Annotated in this window: 24 protein-coding genes; 17 read left to right on the forward strand and 7 right to left on the reverse strand. The window is 72.3% G+C overall.

Annotated elements, in window-relative coordinates:
• Window positions 1–163 precede the first annotated feature (163 nt).
• Window positions 164–1,993 (reverse strand): phosphatidylglycerol lysyltransferase domain-containing protein, encoded by a 1,830-nt coding sequence (locus ABZ876_RS06925; RefSeq protein ID WP_361775362.1) that lies wholly within the window; start codon window positions 1,991–1,993, stop codon window positions 164–166.
• Window positions 1,994–2,199: 206 nt separating this feature from the next.
• Between ABZ876_RS06925 and ABZ876_RS06930 the strand changes: the two genes are divergently transcribed.
• Both ABZ876_RS06930 and ABZ876_RS06935 read left to right on the forward strand, forming a co-directional pair.
• Window positions 2,200–3,327, forward strand: a complete 1,128-nt coding sequence (locus ABZ876_RS06930) for an alpha/beta hydrolase-fold protein (protein WP_361775365.1) — start codon at window positions 2,200–2,202, stop codon at window positions 3,325–3,327.
• A 366-nt stretch (window positions 3,328–3,693) separates the two neighbouring features.
• The gene (locus ABZ876_RS06935) at window positions 3,694–5,238 is read left to right on the forward strand and encodes a hypothetical protein (protein ID WP_361775368.1); all 1,545 of its coding nucleotides are present in this window, start codon (window positions 3,694–3,696) and stop codon (window positions 5,236–5,238) included.
• A 69-nt stretch (window positions 5,239–5,307) separates the two neighbouring features.
• Here ABZ876_RS06935 and ABZ876_RS06940 read toward each other — a convergent pair whose 3' ends face one another.
• Window positions 5,308–6,639, reverse strand: coding sequence for a PH domain-containing protein (locus ABZ876_RS06940; protein ID WP_361775371.1), 1,332 nt, complete (start codon window positions 6,637–6,639; stop codon window positions 5,308–5,310).
• Complete coding sequence (locus ABZ876_RS06945; RefSeq protein ID WP_361775374.1) at window positions 6,636–7,127, reverse strand: PH domain-containing protein; 492 nt, start codon at window positions 7,125–7,127, stop codon at window positions 6,636–6,638. The genes ABZ876_RS06940 and ABZ876_RS06945 overlap by 4 nt, the downstream gene beginning before the upstream one ends.
• A 31-nt stretch (window positions 7,128–7,158) precedes the next feature.
• Here ABZ876_RS06945 and ABZ876_RS06950 point away from each other — a divergent pair, with 31 nt between their 5' ends.
• Window positions 7,159–8,310 (forward strand): NADH-quinone oxidoreductase subunit D, encoded by a 1,152-nt coding sequence (locus ABZ876_RS06950; RefSeq protein ID WP_361775376.1) that lies wholly within the window; start codon window positions 7,159–7,161, stop codon window positions 8,308–8,310.
• Here the strand turns inward: ABZ876_RS06950 and ABZ876_RS06955 are convergent.
• On the reverse strand, window positions 8,275–9,303 hold the full coding sequence (locus ABZ876_RS06955) for an SAM-dependent methyltransferase (protein ID WP_361775379.1): 1,029 nt from the start codon (window positions 9,301–9,303) through the stop codon (window positions 8,275–8,277). The two genes, ABZ876_RS06950 and ABZ876_RS06955, sit on opposite strands and share 36 nt — an antisense overlap.
• 213 nt (window positions 9,304–9,516) lie before the next feature.
• On the opposite strand from ABZ876_RS06955, the gene ABZ876_RS06960 reads away from it, so the two are divergent.
• From ABZ876_RS06960 to ABZ876_RS06970, 3 genes are all read left to right on the forward strand, one after another.
• Window positions 9,517–10,722, forward strand: coding sequence for a sensor histidine kinase (locus tag ABZ876_RS06960; protein WP_361775382.1), 1,206 nt, complete (start codon window positions 9,517–9,519; stop codon window positions 10,720–10,722).
• Window positions 10,723–10,796: 74 nt separating this feature from the next.
• On the forward strand, window positions 10,797–11,468 hold the full coding sequence (locus tag ABZ876_RS06965) for a response regulator transcription factor (protein WP_361775385.1): 672 nt from the start codon (window positions 10,797–10,799) through the stop codon (window positions 11,466–11,468).
• A gap of 44 nt (window positions 11,469–11,512) precedes the next feature.
• Window positions 11,513–12,145: an AAA family ATPase gene (locus ABZ876_RS06970; protein ID WP_361775388.1), complete on the forward strand. Its 633-nt coding sequence runs from the start codon at window positions 11,513–11,515 to the stop codon at window positions 12,143–12,145.
• 46 nt (window positions 12,146–12,191) lie between these two features.
• Here ABZ876_RS06970 and ABZ876_RS06975 read toward each other — a convergent pair whose 3' ends face one another.
• The gene (locus tag ABZ876_RS06975; protein WP_361775390.1) at window positions 12,192–13,298 is read right to left on the reverse strand and encodes a DUF5937 family protein; all 1,107 of its coding nucleotides are present in this window, start codon (window positions 13,296–13,298) and stop codon (window positions 12,192–12,194) included.
• 159 nt (window positions 13,299–13,457) lie between these two features.
• On the opposite strand from ABZ876_RS06975, the gene ABZ876_RS06980 reads away from it, so the two are divergent.
• Complete coding sequence (locus ABZ876_RS06980; RefSeq protein ID WP_361775393.1) at window positions 13,458–13,676, forward strand: hypothetical protein; 219 nt, start codon at window positions 13,458–13,460, stop codon at window positions 13,674–13,676.
• Between the two features lie 29 nt (window positions 13,677–13,705).
• Here ABZ876_RS06980 and ABZ876_RS06985 read toward each other — a convergent pair whose 3' ends face one another.
• Entirely contained in the window at window positions 13,706–14,944 is a 1,239-nt protein-coding gene (locus ABZ876_RS06985; protein WP_361775396.1) for a beta-eliminating lyase-related protein, read from the reverse strand.
• Between the two features lie 174 nt (window positions 14,945–15,118).
• Between ABZ876_RS06985 and ABZ876_RS06990 the strand changes: the two genes are divergently transcribed.
• The 10 genes from ABZ876_RS06990 to ABZ876_RS07035 all read left to right on the forward strand — a co-directional run bounded on the left by ABZ876_RS06990 (window position 15,119) and on the right by ABZ876_RS07035 (window position 23,611).
• Entirely contained in the window at window positions 15,119–16,036 is a 918-nt protein-coding gene (locus ABZ876_RS06990; RefSeq protein ID WP_361775399.1) for a DUF2520 domain-containing protein, read from the forward strand.
• Window positions 16,036–17,055, forward strand: coding sequence for a pantoate--beta-alanine ligase (gene panC, locus ABZ876_RS06995; RefSeq protein WP_361775402.1), 1,020 nt, complete (start codon window positions 16,036–16,038; stop codon window positions 17,053–17,055). Before ABZ876_RS06990 ends, panC begins: the two co-directional genes overlap by 1 nt.
• The gene (locus ABZ876_RS07000; RefSeq protein WP_361775405.1) at window positions 17,052–18,767 is read left to right on the forward strand and encodes an L-aspartate oxidase; all 1,716 of its coding nucleotides are present in this window, start codon (window positions 17,052–17,054) and stop codon (window positions 18,765–18,767) included. The genes panC and ABZ876_RS07000 overlap by 4 nt, the downstream gene beginning before the upstream one ends.
• 5 nt (window positions 18,768–18,772) lie before the next feature.
• Window positions 18,773–19,750 carry a carboxylating nicotinate-nucleotide diphosphorylase gene (nadC, locus tag ABZ876_RS07005; protein ID WP_361775408.1) on the forward strand — a complete coding sequence of 326 codons (978 nt, stop codon included), beginning with the start codon at window positions 18,773–18,775 and terminating at the stop codon, window positions 19,748–19,750.
• An 8-nt stretch (window positions 19,751–19,758) separates the two neighbouring features.
• Complete coding sequence (locus tag ABZ876_RS07010; protein ID WP_361775411.1) at window positions 19,759–20,556, forward strand: type III pantothenate kinase; 798 nt, start codon at window positions 19,759–19,761, stop codon at window positions 20,554–20,556.
• Between the two features lie 99 nt (window positions 20,557–20,655).
• A complete protein-coding gene (locus ABZ876_RS07015; RefSeq protein ID WP_361775414.1) occupies window positions 20,656–21,309 on the forward strand; it encodes a hypothetical protein in 654 nt (217 codons plus the stop codon).
• Between the two features lie 230 nt (window positions 21,310–21,539).
• Window positions 21,540–21,719, forward strand: coding sequence for a hypothetical protein (locus tag ABZ876_RS07020; protein ID WP_361775417.1), 180 nt, complete (start codon window positions 21,540–21,542; stop codon window positions 21,717–21,719).
• A 146-nt stretch (window positions 21,720–21,865) separates the two neighbouring features.
• Window positions 21,866–22,483, forward strand: a complete 618-nt coding sequence (locus tag ABZ876_RS07025; protein WP_361775420.1) for a BlaI/MecI/CopY family transcriptional regulator — start codon at window positions 21,866–21,868, stop codon at window positions 22,481–22,483.
• Window positions 22,484–22,492: 9 nt separating this feature from the next.
• The gene (locus tag ABZ876_RS07030; RefSeq protein WP_361775423.1) at window positions 22,493–23,020 is read left to right on the forward strand and encodes an amino-acid N-acetyltransferase; all 528 of its coding nucleotides are present in this window, start codon (window positions 22,493–22,495) and stop codon (window positions 23,018–23,020) included.
• A gap of 252 nt (window positions 23,021–23,272) precedes the next feature.
• Entirely contained in the window at window positions 23,273–23,611 is a 339-nt protein-coding gene (locus ABZ876_RS07035) for an Lsr2 family protein (RefSeq protein ID WP_361663288.1), read from the forward strand.
• Here ABZ876_RS07035 and ABZ876_RS07040 read toward each other — a convergent pair.
• On the reverse strand, window positions 23,590–24,162 hold the full coding sequence (locus tag ABZ876_RS07040; RefSeq protein WP_361775426.1) for an SCO3374 family protein: 573 nt from the start codon (window positions 24,160–24,162) through the stop codon (window positions 23,590–23,592). The genes ABZ876_RS07035 and ABZ876_RS07040 overlap by 22 nt on opposite strands.
• Window positions 24,163–24,403 lie beyond the last annotated feature (241 nt).

Raw genomic sequence — 24,403 nt, forward strand, 5'->3', positions numbered from 1 at the left:
ACGGCCGCATGTGTGCGGTGAGGCAAGCGGGGTACCTGGGGGACGGCCCGGTGGGGTGGGTGGTCTGAGCGAGGGTTCCCGGGCTGGGCGGGCCGGGAACCCTCGCTCGGATGTGCCGTCCGGGTCGGCGGGCCGGTCCCGGTCCGAGGGGCTCGGGCCCGGGTCAGGCGGCCCGGACCCCGCGCTCCGGCACCGTGTGGGCGCACGGCCGCCGAACCGGAGCCGAGCGGCGCAGCAGGCGGGGCAGCGCCAGATTCACGAAGCCCTCCGCCTGCATCGCGGCCAGACCGATGCGCGGCAGGTCGCGGGAGGACGCGTAGACCACGAAACGCGGCTCCCAGCGCGGCTGGAACTTCGCGTTGAACTTGTACAGGGACTCGATCTGGAACCAGCGGGAGAGGAAGACCAGCAGTCCCCGCCACGCCCGCAGCACCGGTCCCGCGCCGATCTTCTCGCCGCGGGCCAGCGCCGAGCGGAACATCGCGAAGTTCAGGGAGACGCGCTCGATCCCGAGCTTCGGGGCGGCCTGGAGGGCGGCCACGATCAGCAGCTCGTTCATGCCCGGGTCCGCCGAGCGGTCGCGGCGCATCAGATCCAGCGAGGCGCCGTCCGAGCCCCACGGCACGAAGTGCAGGATCGCCTTCAGGTCGCCGTACGGGCCCTGCGCGGCATCCGGCTTGTGGGCCGTGGCGATCAGGCAGTCGGCGTCGGAGGGGTCGCCGATGCGGCCCAGCGCCATGGAGAAGCCGCGCTCGGTGTCCGTGCCGCGCCAGTCCTCGGCCGCGCGCCGTATCCGCTCCAGCTCGCCCTCGCTCAGGTCACGGATGCGCCGTACCCGGGTTTCGTAGCCCGCCCGCTCGATGCGCTTCACCATCTGGCGCACGTTGCGCATCGCACGCCCGGTGAGCGAGAAATCCTTGACGTCCACCACCGCCTCGTCGCCCAACTCGAGGGCGTCCAGGCCGGTTTCGCGGGTCCAGACCTCGCCGCCCGTCTCCGAGCAGCCCATGACCGCGGGGGTCCAGGAGTGGGCCTTGGCCTCGTCCATGAACCGCTCGATGGCGCCGGGCCATGCCTCCACGTCGCCGATCGGGTCGCCGCTGGCCAGCATCACGCCCGAGACGACGCGATACGTGACCGCGGCCTTGCCGCTCGGCGAGAAGACGACCGCCTTGTCGCGGCGGAGCGCGAAGTGGCCGAGCGAGTCGCGGGTGCCGTGCTTCTCCAGCAGGGCGCGCAGCCGGGCCTCGTCCTCCTCGGTGAGCCGGGCGGCGGGATGTTCGGGCCGGAAGGCGAGGTAGATCGTGGTGACCGCGGTCAGCAGGCCGAGCGCGCCGAGGGAGAAGCCCACCGTCCAGGAGGTGTCGCCGGTGTAGTCGACCGGGCCCTCGAAGCCGAACAGGCCGTACAGGACGTGCTCGATGCGGTCGGACACGCTCGGGTCGCCGACCATGCGGTTCGTGTGAACGCTGACGATGACCAGGCCGAGGCCCAGTGAACCGGCGCTCATGAGCACGAAGTTGGCGAGCGCCCGCCAGCGGCTGCGCGGGTCGGGCAGGGCCGCGAACTCGTCGCGGTGGCGCAGCAGCGGCAGCAGCAGCGCCGCCGACAGAAGGACGCCGATGACGGAGTGGCGGTAGACGAACTGCGCAACGGCGCCCGCCGGCAGGAGGATCACGGCCGCTCGCCATGCCCTGCGCTTGCGCCGCCGCAGCCCGTGCGCGAGGAGCAGCAGGAGGACACCGGCGCTCAGCGACAGGGCGGCCGCGAACGGGCCGAACGCGCCGGGCAGGACCTCGACGATGCGGTGCATCCGGCTGTGCCGGAAGCGCGGGAAGACTCCCGCGGCGATGTCCAGGACTCCCACGAGCGTGCAGGCGCCGGCCACCAGCGCGGGAACGGCCTGCGGGCGCGGGCCGCGCAGTATGCGGCGAACTCCGCGGGATTGCCCCGGAACCTCGCCCGACTTTTCCCCATCTATCCTGACAGACATCGCATCCCGTAGTTCTGCGAGAGACCTTGTGCCCGGTGCCTATTGGTGCATCCGGCGACATTGCGCCCTCTAGGACGGTGTCGAGGGGAGAGAGGTTCACTCCCCATCACAAAGCCGGTTCAAAGGCGAAGGAAAGTCCGGGGCAAGCCCTCGCGAAAGCGCGGGGGCTCCCCGTGGGTCGGAAAGCGCAGGCAGGAAAAGAGCCCATGGGTCTCACGAGCAACAAAGTGCTGGTGCTGGCGGTCATGCTCGCCGTGCTGCTGTTCGTCGGCACGGTCTGGCACTGGCCACGGCTGGCGCGGCGCAGCTGGCCGGCTGTCGGCGGACGGGTCGGACTGTTGTTCGCCACCCAGCTCGCGGTCTTCGCGTCGATCGGGCTCGCCACCAACCAGGCCTTCGGGTTCTATGCCAGTTGGGCGGACTTGTTCGGCCAGGAGAGCAAGCAGGGTGTGGTCGTCAACCACGGTATGGGGGGTTCGAGCGGAGGCCCTCTCCAGGTGGTCGGCACCCGCCAGGTGAATGTGCAGGACGGTGCGCAGCCCCAGATCGGGGGTCAGATCCAGAAGGTCGACATCGCGGGGCCCACCACCCGTGTCACCTCGCCCGCGTACGTGTATCTGCCGCCGGAGTACTTCCAGCCGCAGTACCGCACAAGGACGTTCCCCGCGGCCGTCGTCCTCACCGGATACCCGGGTACCGCCGAGGCGCTCATCAAGGGGCTGCACTACCCGCAGACGGCGCACGGACTGGTCAGGAGCGGCAGGATGCAGCCGATGATCCTGGTGATGATGCGGCCGACCGTGGCGCCGCCGCGGGACACGGAGTGCGTGGACATCCCCGGTGGCCCGCAGACCGAGACATTCTTCGCGAAGGACCTTCCCGACGCGGTCGGGGCGCACTACCGGGTGGGCAAGGGACCCGGCAGCTGGGGTGTCATAGGGGATTCGACGGGCGGCTACTGCGCGTTGAAGCTGGCGATGCACCATCCGGAGGTGTACGCCGCCGGGGCGGGCCTGTCGCCGTACTACAAGGCGCCGACCGACCCGACCACGGGCGACCTCTTCCACGGCAACAAGAACCTGCGCAACCGTGCCGACCTGTGGTGGTGCCTCAAGCACCTCGCCGCGCCGGACACTTCACTGCTGGTCAGCAGCAGCAGGCAGGGCGAGGGCAACTACCGGTCCACGCTCAAGTTCATACAGCAGGTGCAGGCCAGGAAGCCGACCCGGATCTCGTCGATCATCCTTGACAGCGGGGGCCACAACTTCAACACATGGCGACGGGAGATCCCGGCGGCGCTCCAGTGGATGAGCGGGCGGCTCACCGACCGCTGAGCGGAGGAATGCGTACCGGTGTTGTCGCCGAGCGGTCCGGAATTCGCCGGGACGTATGTCCTCATGGTGCTTTCGGGCGGGGGAGTCGGGCTGGGAGTCCGTGGTCGCGCCCACCGAGAAATGATCTTGAATAGGGGAGGCGGCCCCCGCCGCAGGCGCCGTGCGGCCTGCGGCGGGGGCCGGCGGGACGGGTGCCGTCGGCCTCGGGCTCCTGTGCCGTAAGCGCTACGGAAGGGAATGCTCGGGTTTTTTGGGAGGCGGCTCTTCCGTTTCCGATGTGCCCCGGGCCGTGTGAAGGTGCCGGAGTGGCCGGGTTTTTACCGTGCGGGGCTCCATCATTCGCCTACGCGCGGTAAGTTTCTGGCCATGCCACGTGGACGTCACCGCCATTCTCCGCCCTTGCACAGGCTGCTGCCCTCTTCGGTGATCGCCGGCGTCTCGGTCGTCTGCGCCGTGGGGCCCTGGCTGTTCACGGAGCCGCTGGTGCTCCGTGGGCTGGCCGCGGGTGCCGCGGCGACGACGATCCTGGGCGCGGTGGTCATGCGCCGCTGGGACGTGGCCGCGGGCAAACACGTCGCGGACCTCACGCGCGCGCGGGCGAGCGACGAATGGCGCCACGAGGAGCGGGTCGCCGAGCTGGAGACCGACCTGGAGGAGTCGCGCGAGCTGCGCACGAAGCTGGAACAGAAACTGCGCGCCAAGCGCACGGAACTGGCGAAGCTGCGCAACGAGCACGCGGCCCTGCTGCGGCGGTACGCCACGGCGGAGACGGAGCGCGCGTCCGCCCTGGAGGGCCGCCGTCTGCTCGCCATAGAGACGTCGGTCCCGGCGCGGGCGCTGCCCGCGGGGCCGGGCGCGCCGGACGACCAGGGGACGCCGGACGGCCCGCAGACGCCGCAGGACCACCAGGACCAGGGGGTGCCGGGGGACCAGGGGACGGAGGACCGTGGGACGCCGGACACCACGCCCGAGGCGACGGCTCCCGGTGTGTTCTCTCCGGCCGGGTCCGCGCTCTTCCTGAAGGCCGGCTCGGCGCTGACGCGACTGGTGAAGGACGAACCCGACTCGGCATCGCAGGACGCGGGAGCGAAGAGCGACACCGAGGAAGCGACTGCCGTATCGGCGCCGGATGGCGATGTGGTGCCGGGCGGCGATGTGGCGCCGGATGGCGATGTGGTGCCGGGCGGCGATGTGGCGCAGGCTGCCACGGAGGACGGCAGCGAGACGGCCGCCGAGTCGACGGAGGCGATCGCCCCCGCCGTGGAGCGCGGCACCGACGAGCCCGTCGACGCGGACCGGGCCACGGACGCCGGCGAGCAGCCCGCGCCCTCCGCGCCGCCCGTGACTCCCGCGCCGTCCGCGCTTTCCGAGCTTGTCGCGACCCAGGCGAAGACCTCCCCGAAGCCCACGCCCCCGGAGGGCGACGGCCCCGGCAAGGGTCGTGGCAGGAAGGGGCGTTCCGCGGAGGCCGGCGCCGGACGCGGAGGCTCCGGCGAGGAGGACGAGGCGGAGGGGAAGCCCGCGGCGGTCGCCGGGCAGGAGCACACGGCCGCCCCGACCGCTCAGCAGCCCCAGTCGGCCGCCACCAAGCCGGCCCACGCCACCGGGCACTTCACCGTGCCGACCGCCGTGGCCGTCGTACCGGCGGCCCCGCCGCGCCGCCCGGCCGCGGAGGGTGGTTTCGACTTCTTCGGCACCAAGAAGTCGGGGGAGGCCCTCGCGTCCGTGCAGAACGAGGACCTCGCGGATGTCGTCGGCCAGGAGGCCCTCGCGATGCACAAGGCGGAGGCCGAGTCCGGCTTCAAGCCCGCGGACCCGCAGGCGAGCGGCGTCGGCCAGGTCATCGACCTGACGGCCCACGACGAGACGGAACAGATCGACGTCCAGGGGCTGCGCACCGCGGCATCCTGAGCACGGCATGGGTGAGGGGCGGCGGCACACCGGGTGCCGCCGCCCCTCACGTCGTTGCGCACCCGCCCCCTACGAGGCCATCCATCGATCCGGCCGGGCGTCCCGTCGCCCCGTGCGCGACCGGTCCGCCTGTGCGTACAGCAGTGCCGCCGCCTCCTCGGCGTCCCGCAGCCGGGCCCGCACCGTCGTGCCGGCGCCGTTGTCCACCAGGACGTCGGCGACCCTCCTGAACCGCTCCCACGGCCCCTGCGTCAGCCGTACGCTCTGCACCTTCGCATGCGGGACGAGGGACACGGTCCGGCGCAGCAGGCCGTGCCGGGTGGCGAAGACCGCGCCGGTGACGGCCAGTCCGTGGCCGCGCCACCACAGCGGCAGGCACCAGCCCGCGCGGCGCGGCGGCCGCGAGAGGGCCGTGGGGACCGTCACCCCGGGCAGCACCTGTGCGATCAGGGACTCGGCGAGCGCGCGGGGAGCGACCGGAACCAGCACCGAGTTGGAGGAGCCCGCCACATCCAGCTCCACCCGCACCCAGCCGCGCCGCCGCCACAGCAGCGGCTCCACGATCCGTACGGTCTGCACCCGCCCCGGCGGCACCGTCTCGTGCGCCCGGTCGAGCAGCCCGTGGTCGATCCGGAGCCCGTCCGGCGACTCGCCGACCGTCCAGTCGTACGCGCTGACGAACCGCCCCGCGCTCCTCGTGGCCGCCCCGCCCACCAGCGGCACCCCGGCCACGAGCACCGACCAGACGCTGTGCGTGCCGAACCACACCAGCGTCGGTACGACGAGGGCGCCGAGCAGCGAAACCCAGGTGGTGCCGATCAGCAGGAGGGAGACGGCGAGCATGCCCGGCGGCACATGCAGCAGCCGCCGCATCGGTGCCTCATCGACCTCGTGTGCCGTCTCGGGCGCGAGACCGGCCGCGCGGGCCAGGAGCTCGGCGCGCAGGGCGCGGGCCTCGCTCTCGCCCAGATAGGCGAGTTCGTCCTTTTCGTCGGTACCTATGGCGTCGAGTTTCAGCTTGGCGACGCCCGCGATCCGGGCCGGCAGCGGCTGGGTGATGTCGACGGCCTGGATGCGGTCCAGACGGATGTGCGCGGTGCGGCGGAACAACAGGCCCGTGCGGATGCGCAGTTCGGTCTCGGTCACCGCGAAGGAGGTGAACCGCCAGCTGAGGAAGCCGTACAGGGAAGCGGCCGCGACAAGGGCCCCGAGCACGGCGAGGAGCGTGGCCGGGGTCAGTCTGGTCAGCTGCTGCTGGGCCTGGCCAGGGTCGTGCACGGCCCAGCCGGCGATCACGGTGAACGGTGCCCAGGCCCGCCGCAGGGGCGTGACCGGGTGCAGCCGCCGCTCGGCGGCCTGGTGTCCCTCCGGTATGGCGGGCGGGGCTTCGGGGGCGCTCACAGCCCCGCCGATCGGGCCTCGCCCAGCTCGGTCAGCCGGTCCCGCAGCCGTTCGGCCTCGGCCGGGTCCACGCCCGGAATGGTGGCGTCCGTCGCCGCGGCCGCGGTGTGCAGCTGGACGCTCGCCAGCCCGAAGCGGCGTGCCACGGGCCCCGAGGTGACCTCGACGAGCTGCATCCGCCCGTATGGCACCACGGTCTGCTCCCGCCACAGCACGCCCCGGCTGATCAGCAGATCGTCGGCGCGCTCCGCGTACCTCCAGGAGCGCCAGTTCCGGCCGAGCAGCACCCAGCCCCAGCTCAGAGCGGCCAGCGGCAGCAACGCGAACAGAGCCCACACGGGCCCGGCGAGCACACCGAGGAGCAGCCCCCCGACGAGGGCCGACAGCCCCAGCCACACCACAAGCAACAATCGCCGCATACGCAGCAGCCCCGGCGGCAGGCCTCTCCAGACCGGTTCGCCGCCCCTCCCCGCAATCCCCGTTTCCATGCCGCAAGCCTACGTACGAGAGACTGTGTCCATGACTCCTACGACGGAGACCATGGTCGGGATCGGCGGTGCCGCGGAGAGCACCGACATGGTGCTCAATATCGGACCACAACACCCGTCCACGCACGGTGTGCTGCGGCTCAGGCTCGTGCTGGACGGCGAGCGGATCACACACGCGGAGCCGGTCATCGGCTATATGCACCGCGGCGCGGAGAAGCTGTTCGAGGCGCGCGACTACCGGCAGATCATCATGCTGGCCAACCGCCACGACTGGCTCTCCGCCTTCTCGAACGAGCTGGGCGTCGTCCTGGCCGTGGAGCGGATGCTCGGCATGGAGGTTCCCGAGCGCGCGGTGTGGATGCGCACGCTTCTCGCGGAGCTGAACCGGGTCCTCAACCATCTGATGTTCCTCGGCTCCTACCCTCTGGAGCTGGGCGGCATCACGCCGGTGTTCTACGCCTTCCAGGAGCGCGAGGAACTCCAGAACGTCATGGAGGAGATCTCCGGCGGGCGCATGCACTACATGTTCAACCGGGTCGGGGGACTCAAGGAGGACCTCCCGGCCGGCTGGACGGCACGCGCGCGTACCGCCGTGCGGGACGTGCGCTCCCGTATGGACCGGTTCGACGACCTGGTGCTCGGCAACGAGATCTTCCGGGGACGGACCCGGGGCGTGGGCGTCCTCGCACCCGCGACGGTGCACGCGTACGGCGTGAGCGGCCCGATCGCGCGTGCCTCCGGTGTCGACTTCGACCTGCGCCGCGACGAGCCGTACCTGGGCTACGGGGAACTCCAGGACACCCTGAAGGTGGTCACCCGGCAGGAGGGCGACTGCCTCGCCCGCTTCGAGTGCCTTCTGGAGCAGACGTACAACGCGCTCGACCTGGCCGACGCCTGCCTGGACCGGCTGGCCGAGCTGCCGCCCGGGCCGGTCAACCAGCGCCTGCCGAAGGTGCTCAAGGCGCCCGAGGGCCATACGTACGCCTGGACCGAGAACCCGCTCGGCATCAACGGCTACTACCTGGTGAGCAAGGGCGACAAGACCCCGTACCGGCTCAAGCTGCGCTCGGCCTCGTACAACAACATCCAGGCGCTGACCGAGCTGCTGCCGGGGACGCTGGTCGCGGACATGGTGGCGATCCTGGGGTCACTGTTCTTCGTGGTCGGGGACATCGACAAGTAGGAGCCCCCCGAGCGAGGCCCCGGCGATCCCCACGGGCTGGAGCAGCCAGCCGAAGTCGCCGAGACCGCCGGGCGCGGTCAGCTCGGCGGCGGCTCCGGCCTGTGCGAGGGCGCGTACGTAGGCCGTGGGGTCCGTGGACGCCAGCGCCAGCGGGGGGCGTGCGCCGGTGATCCCGAGCGTGCGCAAGGCGGCGCGCTGGGTAAGCAGGCGCGCCCCTGGCAGGGCACAGGCGTCCAGCGCCACATGCGCGGTGATGTCGCAGGTGCCGTCCGGTACCGGGGCGACCTCCCGGCCCGCACGGAACCCGGTGAGCGTCCCGAAGGGCGGCCGGGCCTCCGCGCGGTGGGCGTAGTCGACGGCGACGGCGAGTCCACGGTCCACGGTGGCGACGGCCGCGGCCCACGCGCTGTCCCTGGTCAGGCCGATCTCGGCGCGGCAGCCCTCGGCCGGCAGCGGCCACCAGCGCTCCAGCCACTCCGCCTCCGCGCCGGCGACCGGCTCCCCGAGGCGCTCACCGCCGTCCGGGCGCACGAGGACCAGGCGTGGTACGCCGTCGGAGCCGGCCTCGGCGACCTCGACCGGCACGTTGTCCAGCCACTCGTTCGCGAACAGCAGTCCGGTGATGCCCTGCGGGGGCTCGCCGAGCCACTCGACCCGGGGATCGAGCCCCTCGGGACGGCCGGCGATCTCCACGGCGTACGCGCGCGTACGGGCGGCCACGCCCGGGGGCAGCGCGTCGAGGACACCGCCGGCCAGCTCGCCCCGGCCGGCCGCCATGTCCACGAACGCCAGCTGGGCGGGGCTGCCCAGGGCCTCGTCGACGGCGCACAGCAGCCGGGCCACGGCGAGGGCGAAAAGCGGGGAGACGTGCACGGACGTACGGAAATGTCCCGCGGGTCCCTCGCGCCGCCGGTAGAACCCGCGCGCCCCGTACAGCGCCTCCTGGGCCGCCGCCCGCCATCCCCGCCACTCGTCGCCCGTCTGCTGTGCCACGGGGCCAGGCTAGGCGGGGGCGGGCCCCACGGCGTCCCCCGGCCTGCGGAGTCCGCCGGTCTCCGGCGTCCCGCGGGCTTCGGCGTCCCGGGCCTCGGCCCGCCCTAGCCGTACGGGATCATGGAGTATCCACCTTGCGGAGTACACGTGTCCGCTCCGGATCGAACCTCCGGTTGACCCCCGCACACGCAGCACTTCCCTACGCTGGGTTACGTGCAGCGCCTCTATGACTTTCTCCGCAGGCACCCCACCGGGGTCGACAGCTTCTGGGCCGTCGTCCTGTTCGGGCTCTCCTGCGTGAGCGTGACCAACCTCGTCGGGGCGCGGAACTACCACGGAACGATCCCCGCGGGCCTCGCGATCTCCGCCGTCCTGTCCGTGGTCGTCGCGCTGCGCCGTCGTATGCCCGAGAAGATGCTGCTGCTGGCCCTGGTGATGGGGCTGGCGCAGCTGGTCCTGGACCAGCAGTCGATGATCGCCGATTTCGCCATGCTGGTGATCATCTACACGGTCGCCGCGGACGGCGCCCGCTGGGCCTCCCGGACCGGCCTCATCGGCGGCCTGTGTGCGGGCCCCCTGGCCCTGATCCGCTGGCCGGACCCCCACGCCAGCCCGCTCGGGAACGTCGCGGTCGCGGTCTTCCAGACGGTCCCCTTCGCCCTCGCCTGGGTTCTCGGGGACTCCCTGCGCACCCGCCGCGCCTACCTCGCCCAGCTGGAGGAGCGCGCCGCCCGGCTGGAGAAGGAGCGCGAGGCGCAGGCGAAGGTCGCGGTCGCGGCCGAGCGCGCCCGTATCGCCCGTGAGCTGCACGACGTGGTGGCCCACAACGTCTCGGTGATGGTCGTGCAGGCCGACGGGGCGGCCTATGTGCTCGACGCCGCGCCCGACCAGGCCAAGAAGGCCCTGGAGACGATCTCCGGAACCGGTCGCCAGGCCCTCGCCGAGATGCGCCGTCTGCTCGGCGTACTGCGCACCGGCGAGCACAAGGAGGCCGGCGAGTACGTGCCGCAGCCCGACGTCGAACAGATCGACGAGCTGGTCGAGCACTGCCGCAGCGCGGGCCTGCCCGTCGACTTCAGGGTGGAGGGCACTCCGCGCCCGCTGCCCAGCGGCGTCGAGCTGACCGCGTACCGCATCGTCCAGGAGGCGCTCACCAACACCCGAAAGCACGGGGGCCCCAACGCGGGCGCGAGCGTGCGCCTGGTGTACTTCGACGACGGTCTCGGACTGCTGGTGGAGGACGACGGCAAGGGCGCTCCGCACGAGCTGTACGAAGAGGGCGGGCTCGACGGCCAGGGCCACGGACTGATCGGCATGCGCGAGCGCGTCGGCATGGTGGGCGGCACCCTGGACGCGGGCCCCCGCCCCGGAGGAGGCTTCCGCATCAGTGCGCTGCTGCCGCTGAAACCTTCCCAGTGACCCATGCGCCCCGACCGCACGCCCGCGACACCGCCCAAGCCCACCGACCCCAGGCCGACCGGAGGACCCCCGCCATGCCGATCCGCGTGATGCTCGTCGACGACCAGGTGCTGCTGCGCACCGGGTTCCGGATGGTGCTCGCCGCCCAGCCGGACATGGAGGTCGTCGCGGAGGCGGGCGACGGCGTCGAGGCCCTCCAGGTGCTGCGCTCCACCGAGGTCGACGTGGTCCTCATGGACGTCCGCATGCCGAAGCTGGACGGCGTGGAGACCACCCGCCGCATCTGCTCGGAGCCGGGCGCCCCGAAGGTGCTGATCCTGACCACCTTCGACCTCGACGAGTACGCGTTCTCCGGGCTGAAGGCGGGTGCCTCCGGCTTCATGCTGAAGGACGTGCCGCCCGGCGAGCTGCTCGCCGCCATCCGCTCCGTGCACAGCGGCGACGCCGTGGTCGCGCCCTCCACCACCCGCCGCCTTCTCGACCGGTTCGCGCCGATGCTGCCGGGCGGCGCCGCCGAGCCCCGGCACAAGGAGCTGGAGCGGCTCACCGACCGCGAGCGCGAGGTGATGGTGCTGGTCGCACAGGGTCTGTCCAACGGAGAGATCGCGGCCCGGCTCGTGCTGTCCGAGGCGACCGTGAAGACCCACGTAGGCCGCATCCTGACCAAGCTGGGCCTGCGGGACCGGGTACAGGTGGTCGTCCTCGCCTACGAGACCGGTCTTGTACGGGCGGGCGGCCACGGCTGAGCCAACCCCCGCCGCCGGGGGACCGGTCCCGCTAGGGTCGGTGCATGCTTCTGTGGATCAACGGCCCCTTCGGGGGCGGCAAGACACAGACCGCGCACGAGATCCAGCGGCGGCTGCCGGGCAGCGTCATCTGCGATCCGGAACACGCCGGCTTCGGACTGCGCCGCATGCTGCCTCCCGGGCTGCGCGGCGACTTCCAGGACCTGGTGTCCTGGCGGCAGGGTGTGGTCGAGGTCCTCGACCTGGCGCTGAGCAAGCACGACGGGGTGGTGATCGCGCCGATGACCGTCACCGACTCCGGGTACTTCGCGGAGACGGTCGGCCGTCTGCGTGAACGCGGCCATGACGTACGGCACTTCGCACTCCTCGCCGCACGCGAGACCGTTCTGGAGCGGCTGCGGGAGCGCGGCTTCGGACACCTCCTTCGGCACGTCGCCGGAAAGGACGCTCCGCCGCGCAGGGAGAGCTGGGCCGTCGAGCAGCTCGACCACTGTCTGGAACGGCTGCGCGAGCCGGAGTTCGCCGAGCACCTGTGGACGGACCACTCGACGGTGCGGAAGACGGCCGACCGGATCGCCGTGCTCGCCGGACTGACGCTCAGGCCGAACAACGAGAGCGCGGTGCGGAACCGGCTGCGGCAGGCGAAGGTCGGGCTGAAGCACATCCGGTTCGACTGACGGGCAGCTCCGGTTCGACCGAGGGGTACCTCCGGGACGGCGTCCGCTACCGGAGTATCCCTTCCAGGAAGTCGCTGCCCAGCCGGGCCACCGCGGTCACCTCCAGCTGGTGCAGGACGTACCGGCCGCGGCGGCGGGTGGTGAGCAGGCCCGCCTTCTTCAGGGTGCTCAGGTGCCTGGATATCTCGGGCGCCGTCATCCCGTGGGTCCGGGCCAGCTCGCTCGTGGTGAACGCGCTGCGGGCGAGACTGCGGCACAGGCGCATGCGCACCGGATGGGAGAGGGCGGCCATCCGCAGGGTCAGCTGTTCCAGCGACGGGGGCGCCGCCATCTCCGGGGAGCTGATGGGGTAGTGCAGCACGGGCTGCCAGCCGTACTGGTGCAGGACCATCAGATGCGGCCGGCCCAGGCTGGTCGGGACGAGCAGCAGACCGCCGTCCACCGTGGCCGTGCGGCCCGCGCCGAGCTTGTCCACGGTGATCAGGGCCGCGGCCTCGTCGAGCGTCACCGCGGGCGACACCGACGCCAGCGCCTCGCCCAGGCCCTTGCGCCGCAGCAGCTCCGTCTTGTGGCGGGCGTCCGCCGCGAGCTGGTGGCGCAGCCGGGACCAGGCGTCCGCGAAGAACGCCTCGTCGCAGTCCTCCAGGAACTGCCGCAGCCAGGCCCGGGTGCTCGGCGGGTCGGCCAGCAGCCGCTCGCTGAACCGCAGCTGCCGCGGACCTCGCGCGGCGGCCAGCTCCAGGGCGCGGCGACGGACTTCCGGGTCGGTGAGCGCGACGGGACCCGGTGTGCCGTACGACGCCGGGCAGGTGAACTCCAGCGCCGCGTCGACGAACTGCTCGTCGCTGAGCTTGTCCAGCAGGGCCAGCTCCTCGGCCAGGGTGGCGCCGGGGAGCGTGTTCCCTCCCGGCAGGCCCGCGTACGGCTGGAAGAGGTCCGAGAACGTCGTACGCCACAGGAAGTCGGCCTCGCACATCCGGTCGGCGAGGTGCGGGTCCAGGCCGCAGGTCACGGTGGTCACCCAGCCCTGGAGCCCGGGGTGATGGCCGGGCTCGGACAGCGCGTGCAGAGCCATCCCCAGCTCGGCCAGGGGAGAGACAACGGCGACGATCTTCTCCCGCCGCAGCCCGCTGATGTCGATGCGCACACTCATGACCTCATGGTGCACCGCTCCACCGACAACGCGGCCGTCGGTTGACGGCGGTCGTCAATCGACGCGACAGCGGGAGCATTCCGGGCGCAGCCTGGGACGAGCCGGGGCAGCCGCGGAGCCTACGGATCCCTGTCTCCACGTCCCGAGAGGCGACATCCCATGAGCATCACCCAGCAGTACCTGCTCGACACCTACCGCGCCCGCCGGCTGGGCGAGCCCGCCCCGCCCGCCCCCGGTGCCCACGACTGGCAGCTCGTGCGGGAGATGGGCGGTCACCGCGAGTTCCGTGCCGCCCTGGCGGGCCGCCCGGCACGCGGACGGCTGCGGACCGCCCTGTCCCGCCGCCTCTTCGCGCGCCGCCCGCGCCCCGGCTGCTGATTCCGCCGGACCGCGGCCCCGGGGCCCCGCTACCCCGCGGCGTCCGGCAGCCGCCGCACGAACTCCATCGCGGCCCTGCGCACGTCGTCGGCCGTCCAGTCCAGTCCGGCGGCCCGTACGTAGACCTCGGTGAAGGCAAGACCCGGGCCCGAGCGCTGCCAGCCGTTGGCGAACAGCAGCGTCCCGGACTCCTCCCCCTGCCGGACCGCGGCCTGCGCGAGGACGTCCGGGGCGAACGGCAGCCAGACCTGGAAGTCACAGGTGTGCGGCGGGTCGGGGTACACACGGGCCCACGGCACTCCGGCCGCCGCGAACCCCTCGCGCAGCGCGGCGGCGACCACGCGCGCGTGGTGCACGTATTCCGGCAGCCGGGGCAGGTGCCGCTCCAGGCCGGCGAGGGCCGCGAGGGCCGTCGGGAACTGCTGGAAGACCATGCCGCCGTAGCGGTGGCGCCAGGCCTTGGCCTCCTCGACGAGTGTCGCGGGGCCGGCGAGCGCCGCGCCGCCGTACCCGTCGAGCGACTTGTAGAACGACACGTAGACGCTGTCCGCGAGATCCGCGATCTCCTTCAGCGGGCGGCCGAAGTGGACCGTGGTCTCCCACAGGCGCGCGCCGTCGAAGTGCACCACCGCGTCGCGTTCGTGCGCGGCCTGAACGACCTCGGCCAGCTCCTCGAAGGAGGGCAGCAGGAAACCCGCGTCCCTGAGGGGCAGTTCGAGCATCAGCGCCCCGAAGGGCTCCTCGAAGCCGCGTACCTCGTCGGCGGTCGGCTGCCGGGGCTCGGTCGTGACGTGCACCGGGCGCAACCCTCCGACCTCGCTGAACGCCTTCCGCTCGTGGACCTCGGGGTGGGCGAGCGGATGCAGGGCGACCGTGGGGCTGCCGGTGCGGCCCGCCCAGCAGCGCAGAGCCACCTGCTGGGCCATCGTGCCGGTGGGGAAGAAGGCGGCGTCCTCGGTGCCGAGCAGTGCGGCGACCTTCTCCTCCAGCGCCTCGACCACGCCCGTCCCGTACATGTCCGCGGCCTCGTCGAGGTCGTACAGGTCCTGCACGCCGTCCAGCAGCGCCAACCGCTCCCGGAGCGTGCCGAGGAAGCCCGGGCGGGCCAGGACGCGTTCCGCGCGCCGCAGCGCGGCGATCCGGCGCTCCCGCCGAAACGGCAGCTCGCCGGATGACGGCGTCGGCCGCTCCTCGGCTCCTTCGTCGTACGCGTCGGCCCTTTCCGTCGTCCGCGCCATGTTCCCCTCCGCATTCGCCGCCGTGCTCACGCCCTGGATGATGCCGTGCGTCCGTGCCGCCCGGCACCCGCATGTGCCCGCCCTTCACGGCGTGCGGAAGCCCACAGCCTGTGGATGGCCGGCCGCCCGGCGAACCAATCGCGTTAACATGACGAGAAATCGTCCGGTACCCAGAGCGGACTGGAACGGGAAGGCCTCCGTCGAGTGAGTACATTCCAGCAGCCAGACCCCAAGGACCGCCCCGCGCGGCTCACCGTGGGCGTCGTCGGAGCGGGCCGGGTCGGGCCGGCGCTCGCCGCGTCCCTGCAACTCGCCGGGCACCGCCCGGTCGCGGTCTCCGGGGTGTCCGACGCCTCCCGGCGCCGGGCGGCGCTGATGCTTCCGGACGTGCCGGTCGTCCCGCCCGCCGAGGTCCTGGACCGTGCCGACCTGGTCCTGCTGACCGTCCCCGACGACGCCCTGCCGGGCTTGGTGGAGGGCCTCGCCGAGACCGGCGCGGTACGGCCGGGACAGCTGCTCGTGCACACCTCCGGGCGGTACGGCGCACGGGTGCTCGAGCCCGCCCTGCGAGCGGGAGCGCTGCCGCTCGCCCTGCACCCCGCGATGACCTTCACCGGCACCCCGGTGGACGTCCAGCGCCTGGCCGGCTGCTCCTTCGGGGTCACCGCGCCCGAGGAGCTGAGGCTGGCCGCCGAGGCGCTGGTGATCGAGATGGGCGGCGAGCCCGAGTGGATCGCCGAGGAGATGCGCCCGCTGTATCACGCGGCACTCGCCCTCGGCGCGAACCACCTGGTGACTCTGGTCGCCGAGTCCATGGAGCTGCTGCGCGCGGCGGGCGTCGAGGCCCCCGACCGCATGCTCGGCCCGCTGCTCGGGGCCGCCCTGGACAACGCCCTGCGCTCCGGCGACGCGGCCCTGACCGGCCCCGTCGCGCGCGGCGACGCCGGCACGGTCGCCGCGCACGTCGCCGAGCTGCGCAAGCACGCTCCGGAGACCGTCGCCGGCTATCTGGCGATGGCCCGCGCGACCGCTGACCGCGCCCTGGCCCATGGACTGCTCAAGCCGGAGCTGGCCGAGGACCTCCTCGGGGTACTCGGCAACGGCATCGAAGGGGACGCCTGATGACCACCGCCCTGCTGCGCACCGCCGACGAGCTGCACGCGCGCGTGAAGCCCGGCCGCCGAGCCGTCGTGATGACCATGGGCGCCCTGCACGAGGGCCATGCGGCCCTGATCCGCGCCGCCCGCCAGATCGCCGGACCGGACGGCGAGGTCGTCGTCACCGTCTTCGTCAACCCGCTCCAGTTCGGCGAGGGCGAGGACCTCGAGCGCTATCCGCGCACCCTGGACACGGACCTCAAGGTGGCGGAACAGGCCGGTGCGGACGCCGTGTTCGCCCCTTCCGTGGACGAGGTCTACCCGGGCGGAGAGCCCCAGGTGCGGCTGTCCGCGGGCCCCATGGGCGAGCGCCTCGAAGGGGCCTTCCGCCCCGGCCACTTCGACGGCATGCTCACGGTCGTCGCCAAACTGCTGCACCTCACCCGCCCCGACGTGGCCCTGTTCGGGCAGAAGGACGCCCAGCAACTCGCCCTGATCCGCCGGATGGTGCGCGACCTGAACTTCGGCGTGGAGATCGTCGGCGTGCCCACCGTGCGCGAGTCCGACGGGCTTGCCCTCTCCAGCCGCAACCGCTACCTCTCGCCCGCCGAGCGGCACACCGCGCTCGCCTTGTCCCGGGCCCTGTTCGCGGGACGCGACCGGCACGCCGCCCAGGAGGCGCTGCGCGCGCGGGCCCGTGAGGTGCCCTCCACGAACGCCCGGGCGGAGGCCCTCAGCGCGATAGGCGAGTCGCGCGCCGCCGCCGACGCGCACGCCGTGGCGAAGGCCGCGCCGGGCGGTCCCGCCGCCGTCCGCGGCACCGCCCGTCTGGTGCTGGACGAAGCCGCCCAACTGGACCCGCCGCTGGTACTGGACTATCTGGCCCTGGTCGATCCGTCGGACTTCACCGAGATCCCCGACGACTTCACCGGCGAGGCGGTCCTCGTCGTCGCCGCCCGGGCCGGGACCACCCGGCTGATCGACAACATCCCCCTCTCCTTCGGAGCCCCCGAGCCCGTCGACCCCCACGGAGCCGCCTCGTGACCAGCACAGGCATACGACTGCACGCGCCCGCACCGGGCTGGTCCATCTCCGCGGACGTGGCCGTCGTCGGCTCCGGCGTCGCCGGCCTCACCGCGGCCCTGCGCTGCGAGGCCGCGGGGCTGCGGACGGTCGTCGTCACCAAGGCGCGCCTCGACGACGGCTCCACCCGGTGGGCGCAGGGCGGCATCGCGGCGGCCCTCGGCGAGGGCGACACCCCGGCGCAGCACCTTGAGGACACGCTCGTGGCCGGGGCGGGCCTGTGCGACGAGGAGGCGGTGCGCATCCTGGTCACCGAGGGTCCCGACGCGGTGCGCCGGCTCATCTCCACCGGAGCGCACTTCGACACCGACGACGAGGGCGGTATCGAGCTGACCCGGGAGGGCGGCCACCACCGCCGCCGGATCGCGCACGCCGGCGGCGACGCGACCGGCGCCGAGATCTCCCGGGCGCTCGTCGAGGCCGTACGCGCTCGTGGACTGCGCACGATCGAGAACGCGCTGGTCCTGGATCTGCTGACGGACGCCGAGGGCCGTACCGCGGGCGTCAGCCTGCACGTCATGGGCGAGGGCCAGCACGACGGCGTGGGCGCCGTGCACGCGCCCGCCGTGGTTCTCGCCACCGGCGGCATGGGCCAGGTCTTCTCCGCGACCACGAACCCTTCGGTGTCCACGGGCGACGGAGTGGCCCTCGCCCTGCGCGCCGGCGCCGAGGTCAGCGACCTGGAATTCGTGCAGTTCCACCCGACCGTGCTGTTCCTCGGCCCGGACGCGGAGGGCCAGCAGCCGCTCGTCTCCGAGGCGGTGCGCGGTGAGGGCGCCCACCTGGTGGACGCGGACGGGGTGCGTTTCATGGCCGGTCAGCACGAGCTGGCCGAACTGGCGCCCCGGGACATCGTCGCCAAGGGCATCACGCGCCGCATGCAGGAGCAGGACGCCGAGCACATGTTCCTCGACGCCCGGCACTTCGGCGCGGACATGTGGGAGCACCGCTTCCCGACGATCCTGGCCGCCTGCCGCGCGAACGGCATCGACCCGGTGACCGAGCCCATCCCGGTCGCCCCGGCGGCCCACTACGCCTCCGGCGGTGTGCGCACCGACTCCCACGGCCGGACGACCGTGCCGGGCCTGTACGCGTGCGGGGAGGTCGCCTGCACGGGCGTGCACGGCGCCAACCGGCTCGCCTCGAACTCCCTCCTGGAGGGCCTGGTCTACGCCGAGCGCATCGCCGTCGACATCGCCCGGGGACGCGCGGAGAACGGACTGCACGCGCGTGTGCCCGAACCCGTCCCGTACCCCGAGAAGCCCGCGCATCCGCTGCTCGCCCCGGAGGACCGGTTCACGATCCAGCGGATCATGACGGACGGCGCCGGAGTGCTCAGGTCCGCCTCCTCCCTCCAGGAGGCCGCGGACCGGCTCCAGCGGCTGCACAGCGACGCGCGCGACGCCCTCGCGGAGAACGGCAAGACCTCCGAGCCCGGTGTGGACACCTGGGAGAGCACCAACCTGCTGTACGTCGCCCGGGTCCTGGTCGCCGCAGCCCTCCTGCGCGAGGAGACCCGCGGCTGCCACTGGCGCGAGGACCACGCCGGCCGCGACGACACCGGCTGGCGCCGCCACATCGTCGTACGGCTGAATCCGGACCGGACGCTGGCCGTACGCACCACCGACACCGCAGACTTCCCCCCGACCGCCCCGCATCCCCAGGAGCAGTGACAGAAGTGAGCACCCCCGACCTTCCCCTCGCCTCGACCGGTGGCTGCGGCGACGGCTGTGCCTGCGGCGCGGACGCCGACGAGGAATATCTGGAGTGCGGGCTCGACCCCGCCCTCGCCCAGCTCCTGGCCGACGCCGGGCTCGACCCGGTGGAGGTCGAGGACATCGCCAATGTCGCCATCCAGGAGGACCTGGACCACGGCGTGGATGTGACGACGGTCGCGACGATCCCCGAGGAGGCGGTCGCCACCGGCGACTTCACCGCGCGCGAGGCCGGCGTGGTGGCGGGCCTCCGGGTCGCCGAGGCGGTCATCTCGGTGGTCTGCACGGACGAGTTCGAGGTCGAGCGCCACGTCGACGACGGCGACCGGGTGGAGGCCGGCCAGAAGCTGCTCACCGTCACCACCCGCACCCGTGACCTGCTCACCGCCGAGCGCAGCGCGCTGAACATCCTGTGCCGCCTGTCGGGCGTCGCGACCGCCACGCGCGCGTGGGCGGATGCCCTGGACGGCACCCAGACGCGCGTGCGCGACACCCGCAAGACGACGCCGGGCCTGCGCGCGCTGGAGAAGTTCGCGGTCCGCTGCGGCGGCGGCGTGAACCACCGGATGTCCTTGTCGGACGCGGCGCTGGTGAAGGACAACCACGTCGTGGCGGCCGGCGGTGTCGCCCAGGCGTTCGAGGCGGTCCGCGAGATGTTCCCGGACGTGCCGATCGAGGTCGAGGTCGACACCCTGCACCAGCTGCGTGAGGTGGTGGACGCCGGCGCGGACCTGATCCTCCTGGACAACTTCACGCCGGGCGAGTGCGAGGAGGCGGTCGCGATCGTCGGCGGCCGCGCCCTGCTGGAGGCGTCGGGCCGGCTGACGCTGGAGAACGCGAAGGCATACGCGGAGACGGGCGTCGACTTCCTGGCGGTCGGAGCGCTGACGCACTCCTCCCCGATCCTGGACATCGGCCTGGACCTGCGAGCGGCGGAGTAGGTAGGGCCATGCTGCTGACCATCGACGTAGGCAACACCCAAACCGTCCTCGGCCTGTTCGACGGCGAGGACATCGTCGAGCACTGGCGGATCTCCACGGACGCGCGCCGCACGGCGGACGAGCTGGCGGTGCTGCTCCAGGGCCTGATGGGCATGCACCCCCTCCTCGGCGAGGAGCTGGGCGACGGCATCGACGGCATCTCGATCTGCGCGACCGTGCCGTCGGTGCTGCACGAGCTGCGCGAGGTGACGCGGCGCTACTACGGCGACGTGCCGGCGGTGCTCGTGGAGCCGGGGGTGAAGACGGGCGTGCCGATCCTCACCGACAACCCCAAGGAGGTCGGCGCGGACCGGATCGTCAATGCGGTCGCCGCGGTCGAGCTCTACGGCGGGCCGGCGATCGTCGTGGACTTCGGCACGGCGACGACCTTCGACGCGGTGAGTGCCCGCGGGGAGTACGTGGGCGGTGTCATCGCGCCGGGCATCGAGATCTCGGTGGAGGCGCTGGGCGTCAAGGGCGCGCAGCTGCGGAAGATCGAGGTTGCGCGGCCGCGGAGCGTGATCGGCAAGAACACGGTCGAGGCGATGCAGGCAGGCATCGTCTACGGCTTCGCGGGCCAGGTCGACGGGGTCGTCAGCCGGATGGCCCGGGAGCTGGCGGCCGACCCGGACGACGTCACGGTGATCGCGACGGGCGGCCTCGCCCCGATGGTCCTCGGCGAGTCCACGGTGCTCGACGAGCACGAGCCGTGGCTCACCCTGATCGGCCTGCGGCTGGTGTACGAACGGAACGTGTCCCGCATGTGAGGCCCGGGGGGCGCGCAGGCCGCCCCCACCTGAGGGAACCCGGAGGCGACACGATCCCCTGAGCGGCCCGTTTTGTCCGATTAGCGCTAGCGTCACCGCATGCCCACGCCATACGGATCCCGCGGCGGCCTGGCCTTCGGCGCGGAGGAGCTGCGCGTGCTCCGCCGGGCCCTCGCCCTCGCCCTCCATCACCGCACCGCTTCTTCCGAGGACGTCAAGGACTGCCTCCGCCTCGCCGAGTCCGTCGAGGAGGCGGTGCGGGAGGGCGCCCGCCTGCGGGCCTTCCTGCTGGCCGACCTCGCCCGCTATCGCGCCGCCCTCCCCGGCGCCGCATGCGGCTACCTCGCCCTCCTGGAGGACGCCCTGCGGGCCGGCTACCGTCCGGTCCCGGACGACCTCGACGCCCTGCGTGCCCTGTGCGGCACCCCCGCTGCCGCCGCCCTCCTCGACCGCTGCCGTGCCCTCGCCGAACGCGGCGCGCACACCCGCTTCACCCCCCGGGCCGTCACCGTGCCCGCCTCCCGGGCCCGGCTCACGGCGCTCCCGGGCGGTCGCGGCAGCGCGGAGGAGCCCGCGGAGAAGCCCGCCCGCAAACCCGGGGACAAGCCGGGCGAGCGGCCCGAGAAACCGGGGCCGCGCCCCGAGCCGCAGTCCCCGCGCCCGCAGCGCCCCATCCCGACTCCCGGCGAGGTCTTCCCGCCCAAGCGCAAGCCCGGGCCCCCGCACGCGCAGCGGCGGCTCGCCGTGGGCTAGGACCTCTCGTTTGGATCACGCCGGGCTCGCGGGGTCTGGCACCGCGCCTCGCCGCGTTGTCGTCGGTTGCCATGGCTCCGCCATGACGCCCTCCTCCGCCTTGCGATGCACGGCACCAGACCCCGCTCCCTGATCCGGCCTGATCCAAACGAAAGACCCTAGGGCCGCGGGCCGTGCACGGGCCGGGGGTGTCCGGGATCCACCGGACGGGACCTGGCTACCCTGGACGCATGGACTACGTCTCCGCGCTCGTGCCGCCGGTCGTGATGGCCGTCTTCTTCATCGGGCTCATCAAGGTGATCGTGAAGACCCAGGGCGGCGCCAACAAGGCCAAGGAGGACGCGGCCGTCGACGCGGCGCTCGCGCACGCCGAGAGCGCCCGCCCGGCGCCCCGGGACGTCGAGGGCTGACGGACCCCGGTTTCCCTGGGCGACTCCCGCGTCACCCGGCGTACGACTCGTTTGATTACCGAGTCGTACGCCCTTTTTGTCACCTCTCGCCCGATATGTGAACGTTCGACAGGCCATGGGTGGCATCTCCCACTATTGTGCTGAGCGTGCCCCGGCCATTGGGAGAACTCGAAGACGCGGTCATGACGCGGGTGTGGAAGTGGAACCGCCCGGTGACCGTTCGAGAAGTCCTGGAAGACCTTCAGCAGGAACGGTCCATCGCGTACACCACGGTGATGACCGTTTTGGACAATCTCCATCAGAAGGGCTGGGTCCGCCGCGAGGCGGAAGGCCGGGCCTATCGATATGAGGCCGTCTCCACCCGCGCCGCCTACGCGGCCGCACTGATGAACGATGCCTGGTCGCAGAGCGACAACCCGGCCGCCGCACTCGTCGCCTTCTTCGGCATGATGAGCGATGAACAGCGACAGGCACTCCAGGACGCGATGCGCATCGTGCAGGGACCGGCCAGTGCCCCGCAGCCCGGAGAGACCGAAACGGCGTCCGGCGCGGAAGCCGGGGGTGCCGAATCGACGCCTCCCCCGGAAGCCGAAGGTGACGAAACGGCCTCCACCGCGGAAGCCGAATCCCCCGAATCCCTGCCGCCCTCCGAACGCCCGGCCGGGAGCGCCGGCGACAAGCCCGGCGGAACCCCGGGGGAGAACCCCGCGGGGATGCGGGACGAGAAGAACCCCGCCTCGGACGGAGGCGCCACCGGGCGATAGCGTCCGCACATGCCAGCAGAGAGTCCCACCGCAAAAGCCGTCACCGTCCGGCGGGCCCGGACGACCGATGTCCCGGCGGTGCGCCGGCTCCTCGACGCCTACGTCCGGCGCGGCATCCTGCTCGACAAAGCGACGGTCACGCTTTACGAGGACATCCAGGAGTTCTGGGTGGCGGAACGCGATGACAACGGCGAGGTCGTCGGCTGTGGTGCCCTGCACGTCATGTGGGAAGACCTGGCGGAAGTGCGTACTCTCGCGGTGCAGCCCGGGGCCAAGGGCCTCGGCGTCGGGCACCGGTTGCTGGGGAAGTTGCTTCAGACCGCCCGCTGGCTCGGCGTTCGCCGCGTTTTCTGCCTGACCTTCGAAGTGGACTTCTTCGAGAAGCACGGCTTCGTCGAGATCGGGGAGACGCCTGTCGACACGGATGTCTACGCGGAGCTGTTGCGTTCCTATGACGAGGGCGTGGCGGAGTTCCTCGGTCTCGAACGAGTGAAACCGAACACCTTGGGCAACAGCCGGATGCTTCTGCATCTGTGATCATCAAGGGATCGCCTGGAGTATTCGGCCCCCGCGCTTCGGCCGGACAGCGTTGCCCAGGTTCCCTATGTCCGAAACGCGCATGTTTCCGGTCCGCCCGCCGCACGTTGCCCTCTCCCGGGGGTTTGTGTTTTTCCAGCAAAAGCGGTTTGCTTTCCGACGTACTGCAGTACTGCATATAACAGGGGACGCGAAACAAGCGGCACAGGCCGCAACCCTCGGGCCCTGAAGTTATCGATGAAAGGAAATGCGGTGGCACAGAAGGTTCAGGTCCTTCTTGTCGACGACCTCGACGGTGGCGAGGCCGACGAGACCGTCACGTTCGCACTGGACGGCAAGACGTACGAGATCGATCTCACGACCACCAACGCGGACAAGCTCCGTGGCCTTCTCGAGCCCTACGTGAAGGGTGGCCGTCGTACCGGAGGCCGCGCCGCGGGCGGACGTGGCAAGACCCGCGCGGCCGCTTCCGGCGGCAGCCAGGACACCGCGCAGATCCGCGCCTGGGCGAAGGAGAACGGTTACGAGGTCAACGACCGTGGCCGTGTTCCGGCGTCCATCCGCGAGGCCTACGAGAAGGCCAACGGCTGAGCGCACGCGCGCCGCAGCCGGACCCGGTGGCACTGCGTTGCCATCGTGTCGACCAGCCGCACCAGATCGGGGGTGCCTGCGACGCCCCCCACGGCCGACAGCGTCGGCAGCAGCAGTTCGATCTCGCATCCCGTCTCGGGGGGCCGCAGCCAGACGGCGGCCCCCTGTGAACCGTTCCGGTCCGGTGGCGGCGGCGCCTCGATGTGCCCGCCCGCTCCGACGGCCGTGAGGTCCAGGGGCAGGGCACCCCACTCCAGCCAGTCGAGCAGCCCCGGCAACTCGTCCGCGCCGCCCGCGGCCACCAGCAGCCGCATCCTTTCCCCGTGCACCGCGACGGGGGACGCCGGCCCCAGATGCCGCAGCGCCGCGTACCCGGCCTCCGCGGGAACCTCCAGGACGTCGAAGCGCAGGCCCGTGACCAGCCGCAACGGCTCCCCGAAGGCGGTGGCCCAGCCCAGCTCGTCCTCGTACCAGCGGCGCGCCCTGTCGTCCGGGTCGCGCGGTCGGCGGGGGAGGGGCACCGTGGAAACCAGGGGCACAGTGGGGACCATGCCCGGAGCAACAGGCCGGGCAGGCCGGGAGTTACGCTGGGTGGTGAACTGACTGCGCACCGTGTCGGAGCAGAGGGCGTTCGGGGGTGTCCGGCGGCGCAAGGATGTTCGCCCATAGCGGAGGGAACCGGTACGCGCGGCATGGAGTGTCCGTGCGTACGGGTAAGACATCCCTAGTGGGAGGGGGCGACACGCAGGACGGGCCGTCTCACGTTCGCCATCGGCGTACTGGCGAGTGGGG

This window comes from Streptomyces sp. NPDC046931 (assembly GCF_040644655.1).
Classification (GTDB): Bacteria; Actinomycetota; Actinomycetes; order Streptomycetales; family Streptomycetaceae; genus Streptomyces.